General features: G+C 72.5%; 16 protein-coding genes. 4 read left to right on the forward strand and 12 right to left on the reverse strand.

Features of this window, described 5'->3' with window-relative positions:
* Positions 1-11 precede the first annotated feature (11 nt).
* Together LV79_RS15930 and LV79_RS15935 are read right to left on the reverse strand one after the other, a co-directional pair.
* The gene (locus LV79_RS15930; RefSeq protein ID WP_253837292.1) at positions 12-2,561 is read right to left on the reverse strand and encodes a winged helix-turn-helix domain-containing protein; all 2,550 of its coding nucleotides are present in this window, start codon (positions 2,559-2,561) and stop codon (positions 12-14) included.
* A 425-nt stretch (positions 2,562-2,986) separates the two neighbouring features.
* A complete protein-coding gene (locus LV79_RS15935) occupies positions 2,987-3,136 on the reverse strand; it encodes a hypothetical protein (protein ID WP_253837294.1) in 150 nt (49 codons plus the stop codon).
* 149 nt (positions 3,137-3,285) lie between these two features.
* Between LV79_RS15935 and LV79_RS15940 the strand changes: the two genes are divergently transcribed.
* From LV79_RS15940 to LV79_RS15950, 3 genes are all read left to right on the forward strand, one after another.
* Complete coding sequence (locus LV79_RS15940) at positions 3,286-3,645, forward strand: STAS domain-containing protein (protein ID WP_253837296.1); 360 nt, start codon at positions 3,286-3,288, stop codon at positions 3,643-3,645.
* Complete coding sequence (locus LV79_RS15945) at positions 3,639-4,241, forward strand: CBS domain-containing protein (RefSeq protein WP_253837298.1); 603 nt, start codon at positions 3,639-3,641, stop codon at positions 4,239-4,241. Before LV79_RS15940 ends, LV79_RS15945 begins: the two co-directional genes overlap by 7 nt.
* A 127-nt stretch (positions 4,242-4,368) precedes the next feature.
* The gene (locus LV79_RS15950) at positions 4,369-4,776 is read left to right on the forward strand and encodes a hypothetical protein (protein WP_253837300.1); all 408 of its coding nucleotides are present in this window, start codon (positions 4,369-4,371) and stop codon (positions 4,774-4,776) included.
* A gap of 61 nt (positions 4,777-4,837) precedes the next feature.
* Here the strand turns inward: LV79_RS15950 and LV79_RS15955 are convergent, their stop codons facing one another.
* Together LV79_RS15955 and LV79_RS15960 are read right to left on the reverse strand one after the other, a co-directional pair.
* Entirely contained in the window at positions 4,838-5,500 is a 663-nt protein-coding gene (locus LV79_RS15955) for a hypothetical protein (RefSeq protein ID WP_253837302.1), read from the reverse strand.
* Between the two features lie 12 nt (positions 5,501-5,512).
* The gene (locus tag LV79_RS15960; protein WP_253837311.1) at positions 5,513-8,524 is read right to left on the reverse strand and encodes a coiled-coil domain-containing protein; all 3,012 of its coding nucleotides are present in this window, start codon (positions 8,522-8,524) and stop codon (positions 5,513-5,515) included.
* Positions 8,525-9,320: 796 nt separating this feature from the next.
* Here LV79_RS15960 and LV79_RS15965 point away from each other — a divergent pair.
* Positions 9,321-9,728 carry a MarR family winged helix-turn-helix transcriptional regulator gene (locus tag LV79_RS15965; protein WP_253837320.1) on the forward strand — a complete coding sequence of 136 codons (408 nt, stop codon included), beginning with the start codon at positions 9,321-9,323 and terminating at the stop codon, positions 9,726-9,728.
* A gap of 5 nt (positions 9,729-9,733) precedes the next feature.
* Here the strand turns inward: LV79_RS15965 and LV79_RS15970 are convergent, their stop codons facing one another.
* The 8 genes from LV79_RS15970 to LV79_RS16005 form a co-directional block, all read right to left on the reverse strand.
* Positions 9,734-10,714 carry an NADP-dependent oxidoreductase gene (locus LV79_RS15970; protein WP_253837322.1) on the reverse strand — a complete coding sequence of 327 codons (981 nt, stop codon included), beginning with the start codon at positions 10,712-10,714 and terminating at the stop codon, positions 9,734-9,736.
* Positions 10,701-11,528 (reverse strand): MBL fold metallo-hydrolase, encoded by an 828-nt coding sequence (locus LV79_RS15975; RefSeq protein WP_253837325.1) that lies wholly within the window; start codon positions 11,526-11,528, stop codon positions 10,701-10,703. Before LV79_RS15975 ends, LV79_RS15970 begins: the two co-directional genes overlap by 14 nt.
* Before the next feature lie 10 nt (positions 11,529-11,538).
* Positions 11,539-12,402 carry an ATP/GTP-binding protein gene (locus LV79_RS15980; protein ID WP_253837327.1) on the reverse strand — a complete coding sequence of 288 codons (864 nt, stop codon included), beginning with the start codon at positions 12,400-12,402 and terminating at the stop codon, positions 11,539-11,541.
* Positions 12,399-13,019: an AAA family ATPase gene (locus tag LV79_RS15985; protein ID WP_253837329.1), complete on the reverse strand. Its 621-nt coding sequence runs from the start codon at positions 13,017-13,019 to the stop codon at positions 12,399-12,401. Before LV79_RS15985 ends, LV79_RS15980 begins: the two co-directional genes overlap by 4 nt.
* Complete coding sequence (locus tag LV79_RS15990) at positions 13,019-14,158, reverse strand: LLM class flavin-dependent oxidoreductase (RefSeq protein ID WP_253837331.1); 1,140 nt, start codon at positions 14,156-14,158, stop codon at positions 13,019-13,021. Before LV79_RS15990 ends, LV79_RS15985 begins: the two co-directional genes overlap by 1 nt.
* Before the next feature lie 129 nt (positions 14,159-14,287).
* Positions 14,288-15,145, reverse strand: coding sequence for a helix-turn-helix domain-containing protein (locus LV79_RS15995; RefSeq protein WP_253837333.1), 858 nt, complete (start codon positions 15,143-15,145; stop codon positions 14,288-14,290).
* Between the two features lie 165 nt (positions 15,146-15,310).
* Positions 15,311-16,417 carry a Gfo/Idh/MocA family protein gene (locus LV79_RS16000; protein ID WP_253837335.1) on the reverse strand — a complete coding sequence of 369 codons (1,107 nt, stop codon included), beginning with the start codon at positions 16,415-16,417 and terminating at the stop codon, positions 15,311-15,313.
* A 55-nt stretch (positions 16,418-16,472) separates the two neighbouring features.
* Positions 16,473-17,933, reverse strand: a complete 1,461-nt coding sequence (locus LV79_RS16005) for an MFS transporter (RefSeq protein ID WP_253837337.1) — start codon at positions 17,931-17,933, stop codon at positions 16,473-16,475.
* Between the last annotated feature and the right edge of the window lie 79 nt (positions 17,934-18,012).

The following is an 18,012-nucleotide window of genomic DNA, read 5'->3' on the forward strand; positions in this document are numbered from 1 at the left end:
GCCCGCCGCGCTCAGAGCAGGCCCTGCCTGCGGGCCGCCACGACCGCGTCCCGGCGCTGGCGGACCCCGAGCTTGCGGTAGATGCCGCGCAGGTGCGTCTTGACCGTGTTGGCCGAGACGAACATCGACTCCGCGATCTCGTCGACGGTCCGCATCGACGGCAGTTCAAGCAGCAACTCCTGCTCCCGCACCGTGAGGGGATCGGCGGCCGCCGCCGTGGCGGGCAGCGCGGACAGCGCGGCCTCGGCGAACCGCTCGAGCCGCCCGAACCGGCCCGCGCCCTCCGCCAGCAGATCCCGCACCGAGCGCCGAGCGGCCAGGAACGGCCGGATGGCACCGATCGGCTCGGCGGCGCGCAACGCACCCCCCACCGCCTCGTGTGCACGCTTGCGGTCCACGCGTTCGAGCAGGGTCGCCTCAAGCAACCAGGCGTCGACGAGCGTCATCGCAGCCAGCGGTCGGGTCCGGCCGGTCAGCACCGCCGCCAGCAGCCTGCGAGCTTGGGTCGCGCGGCCGTGGTGGGTGTGCAGGATCGCGTGCAGCAGGGGCAGCTCCGCGTGGCCCTCCAGCACCGGCTGGCAGCGGTCCACCAGCTCCAGCGCGCGGCCCTGCTCACCGACCCGCAGCGTCATCCGCACCAGGGTCGGCAGGAGCAGCGCGATCATCTGCGGCGACACCCGGACCGCGGTGTGCCGCTGCCACAGGCGGTGCGTGGCGCGCACGACGGTGTGCGGGTCGTCGGCCTCCTCGAACTCGATGAACGCGCTCAAGCACGCCTGGGCCAACGCCAGGGTCGGTTCTTGCCGCACGGGCCCCAGTTCAGCGGACGTCTTGGCGTACCGCCGGGCCGCCGCGGTGTCCCCCTGCTGGTGGGCCTGCCACGCGAGCAGCAGGTACGCGGGCGCGCAGGCCCACGACCGTTCCCAGCCGTGCTGCTCGGCCACGTGCAGCGCCCGCCGGGCCCGTCGCTCCATCTCCGACAGGTCCCCGCGCAGGGCGGCCGTCACCGCCAGGTGGACCTTGGCGTGCAGCGCCGCCCACGGCAGGTCGGCGCGCAGGCAGGCCTGCAGGAGCAGGCTCAGCTCCGACTCGGCCGGTCCCGGCTTGCCCGACCACAGGGCCGCGCTGCCGCGGGCGAACCGGATCAGCACGTCGACCTCGGGTTCGGCGCTGACTGTGGTCTGGGCGCGTGGTGGCACGACACCGCCGCCGTCGAGATGGGCGCGGCGCAGCAGAGCGACCTCGTGCAGCACCCGGGTCCGTGCTGGCCACGTGGTGGGATCGGCGCCTGCGAGGCGTGCCAGGAACCCGTCCGCGGCGGGCACATCCGCGACCTCCAGTGCCGCGAGGGCGGCGATCAACGCGATCGCGGGGGCGTGCAGCCGGTCCTCAGGCAACGCGGCGACGGCGGCGTAGAGCCGGTCGCTGTTGCCGCGCAGGACTTCCCGCAGTCCCTCGGCCTCGACCAGCTCGGCGGTGAGGTCGGCGTCCTGGGCGAGTTCCGCGTGGCCGAACGCGGCGGGCACGTCGCCCTCCTCGCGCAGCCAGTGGGCGGCCTCCCGGTGTAGACGCTGCGGCGCGCCTGGTCTGGTGCGGGCGAGCTCGGCGCGCAGGTGGTCGCGGAGCAGCGGGTGGTAGCGGTACCACTCCCCCGCCGAGTCCTCGCACCGCGTGACGAGGGAGTTGGTCCTGGCCAAGCGGTGCAGCAGCGTCCCCGTGTGCCGCTGCCCGGAGAGCGCGGTCGCCAGGTCCCCGCTCACCCGGTCGCAGACGCTGGTGACGAGCAGGACCTGCCGCACGTGGGGAGGGTGTTCGGCGAGCACCTCCTCGGCGAAGTAGTCCGCGGCGAGCGGGTCGCCGATCGGGAACGCCCGGGGGTCGCGCTCGGCCTCGGGTTGCCCGGCCAGCCACGACGCCGCCAGCAGGGTGCCCGCGACCCAGCCCCTGGTGCGCTCCAGCAGCGCGGCGAGGTCGGCCGGGTCCGGGTCGATGCCGTGCTCGGCCAGCAGCGCGGCGGTCTCGGCCGGGGTGAGCGCGAGGGCGTGTCCGTCCACCTCGCGCAGCCGTCCTTCCAGCGACAGTCGCGACAGGTGCACCGGCGGCGTCCGGCCCGCGAGGACCAACCGCAGCCGGTCCGGAGGGCGCCGCACCAGGGTGGCCAGCACCTGCAGCACGGCGGGCTCGCGCAGTTCGTGGACGTCGTCGAGCACCAGGCAGGTGTTGTCCGGCGCGCTGTCCACCGCGCGCACCAGGTCGGCGAACGGATCGGTGGAGTCGCACGGCGCCGGGTTGTCGCTGGGCACCAGCGCGGAGTGGATCGTGGCCCACAGTCGGGCCGGGACGTTGTCCTCGGGGTCCAGGCTCGCCCAGCGGACCCGGGGCGCCGCGGGCCTGGCGGAGGCGTTCGCCCACGCGGCCAGCGCCGCCGTCTTGCCCGACCCAGCCGGACCGTGCACGACCGTGACCGGCGGGGGGCTGCCCGCCGCCGCGACGCACTCATCCAGCACGCCGGTGAGCCGCGCGGCCCACGCCGAGACCGCACTGGTGTTCGGTATCCGCACCTTCCCCTCTGGCAACGCACGGAGGCCCTCGCCCACCGTGGATTCGCCCTCATTCCGCCGTGGTGCTCGACCCTGCTCAAGCATGTGCTCGCTGCTCCTGTTCACCCGAAGTGCCGGACCCGGTGCCGCATTTCTCCTCGGCGCCGATGGCGGACAGCATGTCGCGCCGGACATAGTGCGTGGTCAGCAGTACATCGGCGGGCACAAACCGCGGACGTCACCTTCAGCGGGCGAAAGACGCGGGATCCACCATCGCCTTGCTCACCACCGCCGGAATTGCCGGGCGATCGCCGTATTCACCTAATTCCCAGACACCTGGATTTCACCTCGGGCAGGTGATGATCTTGGATCGCGGCGCAGGCACCCTCGGTGCCGGAGCGGTCGGCCGCGTACGACGTACCGGTGCGGTGCGGCCTTGCTGGGCATCAGCTGAGCAGGGCCAGCACGCCGGTGGCGGCGGGCAGCGCGGCCACCGCCAGGCCGAGCCCGATCACGAGGCAGATAAGCAGCAGCCGCAGCGCGGCGGGCAGCCGTCGTTTTCGAATGGCGGGACGCGCCCCGGATGAATATCCCATGTGGACCCCATCTCGTCGTCAGTCCGTTCCGCACAATCATCGGCGACGCGACAGGCCCTGTTCCTCATCCGCCCGGGACGAACCGCGCCGCCCGGTTCCGGCCTATGGTCGAGGGGACCCGCGCATTTCCCGTCGAGCGAGGAGAAGCCATGGCAATCCGCCCGCCCAGGCGCGATCTCATCGAGGTCGGCCTGCACCGCGACAATGCACAGTGGACTATCTCGGTCCTCGGCGACGTCGACGCGACCTCGGCCGGGGTGCTGGTCGAACCACTGACCGCCGCCACCGGTGGTCCCGCCGAACGGGTCGTGCTCGACCTCAGCGAGGTCACCTTCTTCGGCTCGCACGGCCTGTGCGCGGTCGTGGACGCGCACCAGCGGGCGGTCAGCCGCGGCATCACCCTGGTCGTGGTGTGCAGCCGGGGCGTGTCCCGCCTGCTGGAGGTCACCGGCGTCGCCGACACGCTGCGCCAGGACGCGGTGCTGACCGACCGGGCGCCGACGTGCTGATCGCCGAGATCATGGACACCGGGGTCCCCAGCGCTCAGCCGGACACCCCGCTCGACGCCGTGCTAGCCCTCGCCCGCTCGACCCACCACGGCGTCGTCCCGGTGCTCGCCGACAACCACCTGGTCGGCATCATCACCACCGCCGACCTCCTGCGCGAACAGGTCCGCCCCATCCCCCGCGCCACCACCGCCGCCGACGCGATGCACCCGTCCCCCACCATCCGCACAACCACCACCTGCGGCGACGCGGCCAGGCAGCTGCTGGGCACCGGCCACGGCACCCTCCCGGTGGTCACCGACCGCGGCTCCCTTGCCGGGACCATCGACGTCCGCGACGTCCTACTCGCCCTGGAACCACCGGACGCCCTCCTCGCCGCCCGCGTCGGCAAACTGGTCGCCGACCACACCCACACCTCCACCGTCGACTGCACCGTCACCAACGGCCTAGCCATCCTGACGGGCGACTTCACCGACCCGGGACAGGAACGCGTCACCGCCGCCCTCGCCACCTCGATCCCGGGCATCCGCGCCGCCCGCACCAAGCCTGTCGGCAACCGTCAGGGCGAGCCGACCCGGCTGTTTGGTCGACGTCGGTAGGCGATCGGGTTTGGTTTGGGGGCAGGGCATCACTCGGTCAGCTGATCCCGGAGGTGATGGCAGGCGCTTAGGCTCGGGGAAATCACGTCGGGGAGGACGAGAGATGCTGGCTGGTAGGAGAACCGCGATGACCCTTGCCGCAAGCGCCGCGCTGCTGTGCGTGAGCGCGCCGACGGCCGCCGCGGACAACGCGGTGCTGGGTAGTACGTGCTATCAGGGGTGGTACGCCTTCACCGTGACCGCGACAGGTGGGGACATCCCCGCAGGCAGCCAGTGGACATCGTCGTGGACCGCCGCGTCCCAGATCCCGGCGGAGTACCACGTCCTGTCGTTCCCCCGGGTCATCGACTACACCCCGGTCAACACCCACCTGGTCACCCTCACAAACCCCGCCCCGATCGCCGCGGGGACGCGTGTCGTGCTGGAACCGAGCGGATACTCGTTGACCAACAAGAGCAGGCTCACCCTCAAGCTCTCCGGCTACGGCGGCTCAACGGGCCGCACATTCCCAGTCGGCGAATGGCCGACCTGCTAGATCGCCCCCCAAAGACCCCTCGTCGAGCTCACCGCGAACCGCCGGAACCGGGCAGCCAGGGTCAGGCAGTGGGGGTGTCGGTGCCTGCTTCCCGGACGCGGCGGGCGATGGCGTTCTCGGCGTCGGTGGCGATGCGGATGTCCGTGGCCGTTCGGCTGGCCTCGCGGCCGTGTTCGAGGAGCGGGCCGAGGGTGCGTTCCAGAGTGGCGATCAATCGGTCGACCTCCTCACCCGCCGTGTGGTGCTCAGCCCAGGAGTTGAAGGTTCGCAGTGCCGCCGTGAGCTCGGATTGTTGCTGCGGGGTGAGGAGTTCGGCCGCGCGGCGGAGTTCATCCGGCGCGGCGGAATCCCTTGTGGACAAGTAGGCGGCGGCCTCGGTACGGGCTTGGCGGCCGATCTCGGTGTCGGTCGTGGTCAGGGTCGTCAGGGTGCGCAGGATCACGGTGACCTCCAGCTTGCGCACCTCATGGAGGAGGGCCGTGCGCGAACACGTGAAGTGGTCGCTCACCAGGGAAATCTCCACCTCCTCACCGAAGACGTCGACGCCGTACTCCTCCGCCGCCACGCCACCGCCACCGGATTCCAGGATGGAGATGAGAGTGTCCAAAGAGGTCAGCCACCCCTTACCGATGGCCTCGACCAGGACGTGCCAGCAGGTGAAGACGGCTGGGTCCTCGATCGCGGCGTACTGCTCGGCCGCCAGGGCCCGTAGGCGCTCGTTCACCGCGTTCTCCCGTCAGTCGCCCGAGTCGTAGTCCGGTGGGGTGAACACGCCGCCCGGTACGGATACCTGCGAACCCGGCACCGGCACCACCTTGCCCGCGGGCAGGTCGGTAGCCGGGTACACCGTGGTGATCTCCCAACCGCCGCCCGCCGCGGGGCGGTAGTAGCCTTCGACGCGGATGGGGTGGCCGTCCGCTGTGGTGACGATAGCGCTGAACTTGCCGTTCGACGGGCTGCCGTTCGGGTGGGTGCCCGGCGGGGTGTGCGTGGTCTGCGGGGTTCCCGCGATCGCCAGTTCCAACGCCTTGGTGGCCGCCGCGGCTATCTCGGGGCGGTCCATGGTGTCGGGGAACAGCGACTTGTCCGTGTCCTTGATCTTGATCCCACCGGGCTGGTTGGCGTCGGGGATCGTGTTGCCCGCGTTGTCCAGTGCGGGGCGGGTGAACTTGTCGATCGCGACTCCGGTGACCGGGTCGACGTCGACCGGGGCGCTGGTGATGCCCTCGCTCGCGGCACGCGGTCGGATCTCGTTCGCGTTGTGGCCGCCGCCCTTCATGTCCCACGTTCCCCCGTACGGGCTGTTCGGGCCCGCGGTGTCGCCCGCGTTGACGTGTGCGGCGTCGACCGTGATCGGGCCCGCGGATCCCGGGCCACCGCTCTTCGTCGCGAAGGTGCGCGCGCTCGTGGCCGTCCCGAAACCGGCGCCGTACCCCCGGCTGGTCATGCCGTGCTGGACCGCCTGCACCCGGGGGTGCGCGGTGACACCGTTGACCAGCGCGGACATCAACAGCCCGGTGCCGAAGTTCTCCCAGCTCAGGTTGCCCGTCGCAGCATTGATCCCGGTGTCGACGACCATGTCCACGCCTACCTGCGCCGCGTACCTGGCCAGCTGGGACATGCCCTGCATCGGTCCGGCGAGCAGGCCGGACGCGGCGCCGCCGAGCGCGCCGCCCAGGGCGCCGACGGCGATGGCCGTGCCCAGGCCGGTGGTCAGGTCACGGCCGGAGAACGCGTTGTCGACCACCGTCGTGGCCGCGCTCGTCGCCGCGCCGACCAGCGCGCCGCCCACGACCATGCCGATCAGCCCGGCCGCTCCCGCGCTCGCGCCGAGCGCCGCCGCGGCGCCGGTGACCGCGCCGATCACCAGCGGGCCCAGCACGATCGCGACGACCAGGACGATCGCGATGATCACGACCCACTTGAGGACCGATTTCCAACGCGGCTGGACCTCGGCGCGGGCCTTGGCCGCCTCGGTGCTGATCGCGGCGGGCATGTCCTGGTGCACGGCGTTGGTCAGACCTTCGCGCACCGCGTCGACCTGCCGGGTCGCGCCGTCGGTGAACGCGGTGTCGAGCTTGTCGAAGCCGGTCGACAGACCGCCGAGCACGGTCGTCACGGCGCTGTCGTGACCGGTGCGGACGCCGTCGACGGCCTGCCGGTGCCCCTTGGCGAGGTCGGCGAGGCCCTCGGCGCCCCGCGACTTCGCGGTGGCGAGCGAGTCGGCGGAACCCGCCCCTGTGTGTTGTGCGGCGGTGACGGCGGCGGTCGCGGTCTGCCGGAGCGTGTCGGCGGTGGCCTGGGCGTTCGTGTGGAGCGCTTGACCCGCTTGGTTCGCCTGGGCCCGCAGCTCGTCGGCGAGCTGGGCCAGCCGGGTGTCGAGCTGGACGCCGGTGTCCAGGAGGGTCTGGTCGAGCGTGACCGGATCGGGGACGCCAGCGGCGCCCAGCTCGGTGACCAGGGTGGTGAGACCGGTGTCGGTGTCGTCGACCGCGGTCTGAACGGCCTGGTCGAGCGCGTGCAGTGCGGTGCCAGCGGCTTGGGTGACAGCCTGTTTGTGCTGCTCCGCTCGCGCCTGGATCGCCGCGACCTGACTGGATTCGTGCCGGGTGAGGGCGACCTCGGCGGTGCGCAGCGTTTCCGCGATCGTGTCGAGCACAGCCGCTCTCGCGGTGCGCGCGTTGTCGAGCGACTGGGTCTCCGCACCGGTCAGGCCTTCGAACGCGTGACCCAACACGCCTTGGAGGCTGCCCCGGGCGTCGTCGGCGAGGTGGTGCACGGCCGCCTCGTCGGTCGGCCGCCTGCCCCGCAGCGCGTCGACCTGTTTGTCGGCCTCCTTGCCCAGGCCGTCCCGGTACGCGGCGCCGACCTTCTCGGCGGCCTCGGCCTCGGCGTCGCAGCGGTTGTCGGTGAGGTGGCCGTCGAGGAAGCTGTCCTCGCGGTTGATCTTGTGCGCCCGGTAGGCCGTCGCGCGGGTGGTGGCTTCCCGCACCGCGAGCGAGCCCGCGTTCTGCGCCACCGTGCGGAACTGGCCCTCGACCTGGACATAGCGGCCACCGAGTCGGGTGATCTGCCCCGATTCGAGCACACCCGCCCGGCCGCTCGCCGCGGTCGAGGTGCCCTGCACTTGGCCGCGGCCCTCCACGGTGGCGGCCCTGATCGCGGCGAGGCTCGCGGAGAAGTCGGACTCGACCTGGGCACGGGCCTGCTGGGCCTGTGCGCGCAGGCCTGTGCGGACATCGCGGACGGCCGCGCGCACATCGCCGACCTGCGCGCGCACGGCTTGATCAATGCTGGTGAGCGCGGCCGCGTTCGCGGCGGTGACGGTGGCGGTGAGCCCGGGCTTGAGCGCGGACAGCTCGGCGGTCCGAGCCCTCCGATCCGTGACGAACGCGGTGACGGAAGCCTGTGCGGTGACGCGGTCGGCGGCCAGTTCCTCGGTGATCGCGTCCACCATCGGTTGGCGCCGCTTGGGGTGGATGTCCGGCGGGAGCAGGGCGTCGACGTCGGTGTCAGCGAACATCACCGCAGGCGCGGCGGGCACACCGCCACCAGCGGGCGGGTGCTTGAGTTCGGCGGCCTTGGCGGCGGGGGGCGGCGCATGGGATTCCCGGTGCGCGGTGCGGAGCGACTTCAGCGGGTGGTCGCCCGCGGGCGGACGCACCCTGCGCGGCTTCGGGTCCTGGGCGGCCGGTGTCGCGATGGCGGCCCGGGAAGCCGCAGGGGTGGGCTGCGGCGTGTCTGCCACGGCGGGCTCTGATGTCGAGTCGGCGGGATGTGGCGACGGGTCTGCCGGTCGGGGTTGTGAGGCGGCCGGATCCCTCGCTGTCTCGGACTCGGTCTGTGGTGCGGCCTGCTGGGTCGACGCACCCGGCACCGCGTTCGGGACGTCGGCTGGGGTCTCGGTGGCTGTCCCAGGCGGAACGGCTCCGGTCGCGTGCATCGACGTGGCAGTGGCGGGTTCGGCGAGCCCGTCCGGTCGAGAGTCGGCCGTGGGCGTGGGTCCGGCCGATGCCGGGGCAGACCTCGAGGCCAGAAGGCGGGAGACGGCGGCGTTACCTGCGGAGCCCTGGAGCGACCGCAGGCCGCGCACGTCCAACGCCGTGCCGGACGTGTCCGGTTGCCCGGCGCGTTCGGGCGAACGAGCAGACTCCTCGCTGTCGAGCGCACGCTCAGGGGTTCGCATCGTCGGTGGCGGCTCACTTCTCGGCGACTGCGGCTGGAGACAGTGTGCGGCAGCGCCCACCGCGGATGATTGCCCGAGCGACCATCCGTGCGGGCGACCCCCGAGGTACCTGGCAACGGCGGACCCGGTGGCTCGATTGTCGCGTTCAGCGGGCGAGAACTCGGATCGGGGTGCGATCGGAATGGTCGACCAAGATTGTTCGGATCGTTGCCGAGTGATTTCGCCACAGGGCCCCGGGGATGGGCGCGTGTGTTATTCCCGCAGGTGGCGGGCGGTTGGGAGGCCGCGTACGTGGACCTCGGGCACGTGCCGAAGGTAGAGTGGGGGTATGCGGAAAGAATGCGCTTCGCGCGATAGTGTGGCTGGGCTCAGTGCCCAGCTGGCGCAGCTGCTGGACGCGCATTCACGCGCCGTGGCCGAGCGGCTGGGTATCACGGCCGCGCAGGTGGTGGCGTTGCGGGAGTTGGATGAGCCGATGACGCTGCGCGAGCTCGCCGGGCGGATGGCGTGCGAGCCGTCGAACGCCACCTACGTCGCCGATCGGATGGAGGCGCAGTCGCTGATCCGGCGGGAGCCGCACCCCAGCGACCGCAGGTCCAAGCGGGTGGTGCTGACCGAGGCGGGTCAGCGGTGCCGGGCCAACGTGCTCGCCGCGCTGCAGGAGCGGTCGCCGCTGGATGTGCTGGACGGCGACGAGCAGGAGCAGTTGGCCCGGCTGCTGGGCAAGGCGGTCAGCACGGAGCCGCACGCGAACACCGTGCGCTGAGCGGGTCACACCGTCAGCACGACCTTGCCCGCGACGTGGCCGGTCTCGCCCGCGCGGTGCCCCTCAGCGGCCCGCTCCAGCGGGAACTCGGCCTCGATCCGGGGCGCCAGCAGGGAATCGGCCACCAACTCCTCGATCCGGCTGATGCTGTCGTGGCTGGACTCGACGAGCATCAGCCGGTGCCGCACACCCGCCAGGTCGGTGATCCGCTCGGTGTTGTCGAGCACCAACGACACGATGGTGCCCACCCCGTCGCGCAGCGTCCGCGCCGACCGGCGCGGGTAGTCGCCGCCGACGGTGTCGAGCACGATGTCGATGTCACGGACCACGTCCTCGAACGGGGTCGTCGGGTAGTCGACCACCTGGCAGGCGCCGCAGGCCGCGACGAAGTCGTGGTGCGCGGCACCGGCCGTGGCGACGACGTGCGCGCCGAGCCCCGCCGCGATCTGCACGGCGGCGTGCCCGACGCCGCCCGCGGCCGCGTGCACCAGCACCCGGTGCCCCGGTCGCAGGTGTGCGGTCTCCACGAGTGCCTGCCACGCGGTGACCCCCACCAGGGAGATCGCCGCGGCTTGGGCGTGCGAGACGGTGACCGGTTTGCGGGCGAGCGCCCGTGCCGGGGCGACGGCGTACTCCGCGGCGGCCCCGTGCCCGCACGGGTACGGCAGCAAACCGAACACCGGGTCGCCCACGTCGTGGTAGGTGGCGCCGAACCCGACCTCGGCCACCACCCCGGAGAGGTCCCAGCCCAGCACCCGGGGCGGGTCGTCGCGGCGGATCGGGCCGAGGAACCCCTCGACCCGCCGGTGCACCCAGTCGGTCGGGTTCAGGCTCGTGGCCAGGACCCGGACCAAGACCTCGCCCGGCCCCGGCCGCGGGCGGGGCCGGGTGTGCGACCGCAGCACGTCGGGTCCGCCGAGCACCCGCTGCCCGACGGCGGTCATCGTCCCCGCCGCGGCGGTCGCCCGCCCGTCACGGTCGTCCATCGATGGGCTCCCAGCGGTAGGTGTCCCCGGTGGCGACGACGCGGCCGACGGGCCGCCGCAGGTGCGCGGTCACGGCGGGCACGCCGAGGCGCGCGAGGTCGGTGATCAACCGGCCGCGCGTCCGCACGGCCGCGTCCGGGTCGGCGTCCACGGTCACCCGGGTGCGGTGGTGGGCCACCTGGGTGTGCCAGTGCAGCGCGTCACCGGTGACGACCGCCGACGGCGGGTCCCCGACGAGGTAGACGCAGTGGCCGGGGGTGTGCCCGACGGCGGCCCTGGAGAACACCGGTGGCGCGGCGAAGCCGCCCGCGGGCACCAGCCGGACCGGGTTGCGCGCGGCCAGTTCCGCGCGCTTGTGCGGCGGGGCCCAGTCCCATTCCTCGCCTGCCACCACCAGCGGGATCGAGGCGAGGGCCGCGGAGTGCCGCACCCACCCGATGTGATCGTCGTCGAGGTGGGTGAAGCAGATCAGGTCGATGTCGGCGGGCCGCACGCCGATGGTGGCGAGGTTGTCGAGCAGCGCGCCGCCGGACACCGCGCCGATGACGCTGTCCCCACGTGGCGGCCGGGGTGCCCGGACCGGGCCGAGGCCCGCGTCGATCAGCACGGTCGGGCCCGCTCCGTGCGGGCGGACGAGGGTGGCCCCGATGGTGGCGGGCAGGTAGGGACCGGCGGGCACCAGGTCCGATCGGTGGTCGGGGTGGGCGTCGAGGTCGCTGAACCACCGGGCCGAGGCCAGTTCGACGTTCCCGTCCGGCACGAACCAGATGGTGGCGTCGGGGGTGTTCAGCGCGACGGGGGTGGCGGGTAGCACGGCGTTCTCGTCAGTAGCGCATGGCGTACTGGATCTGGCGCAGCAGGCTCTTCTTGCGCTGCGCCTCGTGGTAGCGGGCGTCCGCCTTGAGGTCGTCGAGGTCCGTGGCGACCCGCTGCTCGGCGATCTCGATGGCCTCGGGCACCGGCACCGCCAGCGGCAGGCCGAACAGGTCGATGATCGTGGTGACCCGCTGCTCGACGGTGCCGCCGACGACCCGGTAGGGGATCTCCAGTTCCTCCAGCGCCGCGATGAGCAGGTCGTCGGAGAGGCGGCGGAACGGTTCGGACACCGGGCGGTGGCCGTCGGGCTCCATGTCGAACTCGACCGGCAGGTGCACGTAGGCGTCGTAGATCCGTTTCGCGCGCGCCCGGGTGACGTGCCCGAGGGTGTCGGTGTAGCGCTGGTAGAAGTGCTTCACCGGCAGGCCCATCAGCTTCTTGATGCCCTGGAACCACCAGGCGGCACCCGGGTTGATGCCGACACGCATGCGGGCCTCGAAGTACACCCACTCGTGGAACACGCCGCCGTCGGAGATGAACGGGCCCGCGCCGGACTCGTTGTGCACGCGTTCCTCGAAGCGGCGCAGGCCCAGCTTCACCAGTTCCATCGCGCTCAGTTCCATGACCGTCTTGCCAGGCACCAGGTCGACGAGCAGTTGGCGGGAGGTCTTCGCGTGGGTGCGGGGGATGCCGGTCGCGACCGACAGCGCCTCGCTGGTAGTGGACTTGCCCGAGGAGAAGGTGCCGGAGACGGCGAGCTTGAGGGTGGGGTGGTCGTGGAAGTTCGGCAGCGGCATGGTGGGCCGGACGCGGTCGCGCAGGGGCCGGTCCGCGGCAGAACCGCGGGACCGGGCGGTGGAGATCGCGGTCATGTCGTTGCGCCTCTCTGTGGTGTGGTCTCGACGAGTCGGGCGATGTGGTCGAGCCGCTGCTCGACGGTCCCGGTGACCACGTGCACCGGCCGACCGAGGTCGGCGCACAGGTCGGTGAGCACGGCGTCCGTGCGCGCGCGGAAGTCGTCGTCGATGGGTGGGTCGGCGGCGAGCGGGACCTCGGCGGGCAGGTGGACCAGCAGCGTGTACGCCTGGTCGGCGTACCGCCGCACCGCCGGGAACGGGGCCCAGAGCAGCGGCAGCACGGCGGGGAGGTCGGCGGGGGCGAGCTGTGCCCGGTCGGGTCGCCGCGCGGTGCCCGGGTAGGACCCGTCGCGCAGGCGAAGCGCGGCGTAGACGAACTCGTGCAGCACGCTGCCGTCGGATACGAAGGTCTCCCGGTTCTCGGCGACGCGGCGATCGGCGTACCGGGCGACGGTGAGCCCGATCAGCTGGGTGGGGCTCCACTCGTGGACCTGTTCGCCTTCGTCGTCGAGGTCGACGCGCATCGGACCCGCGGCCTGCACGGCGGGGATGCCCAGTTCGCGCTCGATCGCTGCGGCCAACGTGGTCTTGCCCGAGCCGTAGGCGCCGAGCAGGGCGATGCGCACGGCCATCACCGGACCGTGGCCGGTACCGCGTCGGTCGCGCGCGCGTCGGCTTCCTTGGCAGCGCGCCACCGCTGGCTCCAGGCGATCGAGTCGAGGCCGCGCGCGGTCGACCCGGTGAAGACCGGGGCGACCTCGGTGGCCAGCAGCTCGTAGCAGAGCTTGGTCGCCGACCTGGGCGCCCAGTTCATCACGTAGGCGAGGAAGGTACCGAAGCCGCCGGTCCGCTCGTGCAGGTCGGCGATCGCTTCGATGGCGTCCTCGACCGAGCCGATGATGGCGCGCTTCTCGGCGACGGCGGTGAGCATGTCCGCGCGCGCGGAGGGCCCCGGGGTGACCGGGGCGCCGACGGCGTCGCCCCAGTAGTTGTGCATCCAGCGCCCGAAGCCCGCTTCGGCTTCAGCGAAGGCTTTCTCCCGCGTCTCGGCGATGTGGATGGGGACCGCGACGCGCCACCGCGCCCGGTCGACCGTCGTTCCGCGGGCGGCCGCGGCCTCCTCGGCGACGCGCCACTGGCCTGCCAGGTCGACCCCGGGCCACCCCGGCGGCGGTGCCCCGAAGGACAGCAGGTCCATGCCGAACTCGGCGGCGACCGTGGGCCCGAACGGGGATCCGACGCTGGACACGGCGAACCGGATGCCCCCCGGCGAGTGCGGCGGCAGCTGCATCCGGGCGTCGACGAGGTCGTACCAGTCGGTGCGGTCGGTGACCCGGCGGGTGCCGTTGACCAGTTCGATGATCGTCGGGATCGCGGCGAGGGTGCGCGGCTTGAGCTGGTCCACGGGGACGCCCAGCATGTGCGCGTCGTTGGGCGTCGCACCGGGGCCGAGGCCGAGGATGTAGCGGCCCTTCGTGAGGTGGTCGAGCATCAGCGCGCGGGTGGCGATGTGGAACGGGTGGTGGAACGGCACCGTCACCACACCGTTGGCCAGCACGATCCGCTCGGTGCGCGTGGCGGCCGCGGCGATCATCGTCTCCGGCGCGCCCACCAGCGGCCACCCCAGGGAGTGGTGCTCGCCGAACCAGCACTCGTCGAGGTTCAGCCGGTCGGCCAGCTCGACGAGTTCGAGGTCGTGGTGGATGTTGAGGTGGGGATCGGTCCTCGGGTCGTGCAGGGGCGAGAGGAAGATCCCGAATCCTGTGCGCATGGCTCCTCCGTGGGACGCACCGCGGGGGTGGTACCGGGAACGCGCGGGCGCGGTGGCCGCCGTTCCAGGTTCACCGGTCGCGGGGTCGGTGTCTTGTGCGTGCTCACACCGGGTTTGGCACCAACAGGCTCATGCCTGGGTGGCGATCCACGCCCCGGCCGCGTCGGTCGCGGCGCCGGGCGACTGCAACGGGTGGTAGGCGACGAGTTTCATGCCCAGCCGTTCGGTGAAGCACAGGGTGGTCCAGTGCATCAACGTCGGGCCGTGCTCTGTTTCGAGGAAGGTGTCGCCGCAGGAGTCCTCGGCGATGTTGTGCTGCTGCCAGAGCGCCCGGAACCGCGGGATGCCGTCGGACAGCTCGCGCACCAGCGACTGCACCCGCTCGTCGCACGGGTAGTACGAGGTGTGCGTGCGGAAGCGGGCGACCAGTTCCTCTTGGGCGCGCCGGACATCGGTGAAGGCGGCGGCCACGGTGGCGTCTTCGAACACGGCGCGCACCAGGTTGGTCCCGGGGCGCAGGCCCAGGACCAACCTGGCCGCCGGGTTGACCACCAGGACCTTCCAGGTGTGGTCGATGACGTAGGCGGGCCCCGCGCACCAGTAGTCCACATAGGGGCGCAGGAGGCTGGTGGGTACGGCGCCGTCCGGCTCGGGGACTTTCGAGTCGAGTCCGGCCAGCCTGCGGATGTAGAGCCGCTCGTTGAGGGTCATCCGCAGCACCTGCGCCAGCCGGTCGAGCACCGACGCGGACGCGTTCTCCGCGCGCCCCTGCTCGATCCAGGTGTACCAGGACAACCCGACCCCGGCCAGCAGCGCCACCTCCTCCCGCCGCAGGCCCGGCGTGCGCCGTTTCCCGCCGGGGGTCAGCGGGATCCCCACCTCCTCCGGGCGGATGGCCGCCCGTTTGCGGGCCAGGAAGTTCCCCAGCTCCCGCAAGGGGGCGTTGTCGCCGACCATCCACGGGTTCGCGACCGCGGGCACTCTCATGTTTCCTCCCCAGTTGCCGCCCGCTCGCGCTCGCCGGGGGCGGCCGCCGCCGCGGCTGCGGGCCACCAGCGCGGCCGGTCCCGTGCGGACGGCGCCGATGTGGACTTCGCACCCGCCGCGGGCCACTCCCCTGGCCCGCTCGGGTTCTCACACGGATCAGCGTGCTCAGCCGCTCCCTTCGCCACGGCGGAGGATCTCGTCGATCAGTTCGTGGTGGGTCGCCGCGTGCTGGAACCCCACCGTCGCCGGGTGCGGGCTCACCGCACCGGTCAGCACGTCGTGCCAGGCGGCGTACTGGTCGGCCACGACGGAGGCGGGGGCGGCTCCCCCGCCCTCACCCCGCAGGTCCAGTCCCGCGACCGGGACCAGTTCCGCGAGTTCGCCGCCGTGGCGCGCACCGCGCAGGGTGACCGCCCCGAACTGCAGGTGGCCGGTGGCACCGGTGAGACGCAGGACACCCTCGGTGCCGCGCACCTCCCAGAGGAACGTCGTGCCCGCGCTCAGCCCGCCTTGGTAGTGGACGGTCAGGACGGCACCGGTGGCGGTGCGGGCCACGAACGCGATCTGGTCCGGTGTGGACTTCCGGATCACCGCGCCGGTGTCGGACACCCGCACCTCGGGGTGGTCGATGGTCGTGATCACCTCGCCGAGGTCGAGCCGCCCCAGGGTGTCCACGACGGCGTCGAGCGTGTGCCCGAGCGGGATGGCGGCCATGGTCGCACCGGACGAACCGTCCACTGTGTACGCGGTCGCCGATCCCGTCGTGGTGCCCCACCCGCCCGCGTCCCCGATGAGCCTGGCCGAGAGCACGCGGCCGATGTGGCCGGTGCCGATGAGCCGCTTCATCATGCGGACCTGGGGGACGTGGCGGGCCTGCAGGCCGACCGCGGTCGGTGTGCCGTGCTCGTCGGCGAGCCGCGCGAGGGTCGCGGCGATCCCGGCGTCGGGGGCGAGCGGCCACTCGCAGAAGGTGGGCTTGCCGACCGGCAACACCTCCAGCAGCACCTGCTCGTGCAGCGGGACCCGCACGGCGACCACGACCGCGTCGACCCGGTCGTCAGCGGCGAGCGCGGCGGGTGAGGAGGTCGCGACCGGCAACCCGTACTCGGCGGCCGCCTTCGCGGCTGATTCCGCTGTGCTGGCACAGGTTCCCACCAGGGTGAAGCGGTCGCTGCCCGCGAGTGCCTGGACGTGCGAGCGCGAGGCCCAGCCACCGGTCGCGCTCAACCCGACGATGCCGATCCGCAGCGGGGCAGCGGTGGTCCCGGTCATGGGCGTGTCCCCGCCCGTCCGCTGCCGGGCCGCCCCGGCACGGGCACCGGCGCGGTCACGACGGAGTCGTCTCGGTGCTGCGCTCAGCGGCGTCGACCGGTGCCGCCGGGACGACATCGGGAACCCGCTTGATCCGCAGCGCCGCGCCGAGCAGCGCCGCGGCAGCGATGATGACCGCGGCGACGTAGGAGGCGGCCCGCGCGCCGTCGACCACGTCCACGTCCGGGTTCTGGCCCGCCGCGGCGGCCCCGGACACGGCCACCAGCACGGCGAGGCCGACCGCGCCGCCGATCTGCTGACCGCTGGAGGCCACGCCGGAGGCGAGGCCCTGCTGCTCGTCGGGCAGGCCGGAGGTCGCCGCGGCGTACATGGCGGTGAAGATGATGCCCTGCGTCAGGCTGAACACCACGATGCCGGGTACCAGGCTGAGGAAGGAACCGTCGACGCTCAGGAGCGCGGCGAACAGCACGATGCCCGCGCCCGCGACGACCGTGGAGGCGGTGAGCGTGACCCGCAGGCCGATCGTCGAGGCCAGCTTGCCGCCGAGCACGGTGCCCACCAGGACGCAGGCGCACGGGAGGATGAACGCCAGCCCTGTCTCGAACGCGGTGTAGTCGTAGACGTCCTGCAGGATCGTGGTCAGGAAGTACGGGAGCGCGCCGACGGTGGCCATGAACGCGAAGGCGATCCCGGCCCCGAGCCCCAGGTTCCGGAAGCGCAGCACGGTCAGCGGGATCAGCGGCTCGCGGGTGCGCGACTCGATCACTGCGAACACCGCGACGAGTACGGCCGCCGCGACCAGGCTGATGACCGTCACCGGCGCCTGCCAGCCCACCGCGGGGCCCTGCACCAGGCCGAGCACCAGCAGCGTGGACGCGGCCGTGATGGTCACCGCGCCCGGGATGTCGAAGGAGCGCAGCGAGAGCGAGGCGCCGGTGTCGCGGGGGATGGACGCCGCGGCGAGCAGCGCCACCACCACGACGATCGGCAGGTTCACGAAGAACACCGCGCGCCAGCCCAGCCACTCGGTGAGGACGCCGCCGAGCAGCGACCCCAGCACCATGCCGCTGGACCCGGCCGCACCCCAGATGCCCAGCGCGCGGTTGCGCTGCGGGCCCTCGGCGAAGGCGGTGGTGATCAGCGACAGCGTGGCGGGGGCGAGCACGGCACCGCCGAGGCCCTGGACAGCCCGGGCGGCCAGCAGGATGGCCGGGCTCTGCGCGAGCCCGCCCAGCAGCGACCCGACCGCGTAGAGGGTCAGGCCGGTGTAGAACACCCTGCGCCTGCCGAGCAGGTCCGCGCAGCGACCGCCGAGCAACAGGAATCCGCCGAAGGCGACGGTGTACGCGCTGATCGTCCACTGCAACTGGTGCGGGTCGAACCCGATCGTGGAGATGTCGGGCAGCGCGACGAAGACGATGTTGTAGTCCAGGCCGATCGTCAACTGGGCGATCGCCAGGGCGGCCAAGGCGAGCGCCGGGTTCGACACTCGGGCCGCGTTTGTCGGTAGAGCCACCGGGATCCTCCGCGGAGAGGTGAGGGGTGACGGGCGATCGCCGTCGTCGACGTCGTCGGCCCGATCGTTCAAGTTCGTA

This window comes from Actinokineospora globicatena (assembly GCF_024171945.1).
Classification (GTDB): domain Bacteria; phylum Actinomycetota; class Actinomycetes; order Mycobacteriales; family Pseudonocardiaceae; genus Actinokineospora; species Actinokineospora globicatena.

Coding starts and splice junctions, on each gene's coding strand:
- LV79_RS15935 (WP_253837294.1), bottom strand. CDS start 3,136: ATGGGATATTCATCCGGGGCGCGTCCCGCCATTCGAAAACGACGGCTG.
- LV79_RS15940 (WP_253837296.1), top strand. CDS start 3,286: ATGGCAATCCGCCCGCCCAGGCGCGATCTCATCGAGGTCGGCCTGCAC.
- LV79_RS15950 (WP_253837300.1), top strand. CDS start 4,369: ATGACCCTTGCCGCAAGCGCCGCGCTGCTGTGCGTGAGCGCGCCGACG.
- LV79_RS15970 (WP_253837322.1), bottom strand. CDS start 10,714: ATGGACGACCGTGACGGGCGGGCGACCGCCGCGGCGGGGACGATGACC.
- LV79_RS15980 (WP_253837327.1), bottom strand. CDS start 12,402: ATGACCGCGATCTCCACCGCCCGGTCCCGCGGTTCTGCCGCGGACCGG.
- LV79_RS15985 (WP_253837329.1), bottom strand. CDS start 13,019: ATGGCCGTGCGCATCGCCCTGCTCGGCGCCTACGGCTCGGGCAAGACC.
- LV79_RS15990 (WP_253837331.1), bottom strand. CDS start 14,158: ATGCGCACAGGATTCGGGATCTTCCTCTCGCCCCTGCACGACCCGAGG.
- LV79_RS15995 (WP_253837333.1), bottom strand. CDS start 15,145: ATGAGAGTGCCCGCGGTCGCGAACCCGTGGATGGTCGGCGACAACGCC.
- LV79_RS16000 (WP_253837335.1), bottom strand. CDS start 16,417: ATGACCGGGACCACCGCTGCCCCGCTGCGGATCGGCATCGTCGGGTTG.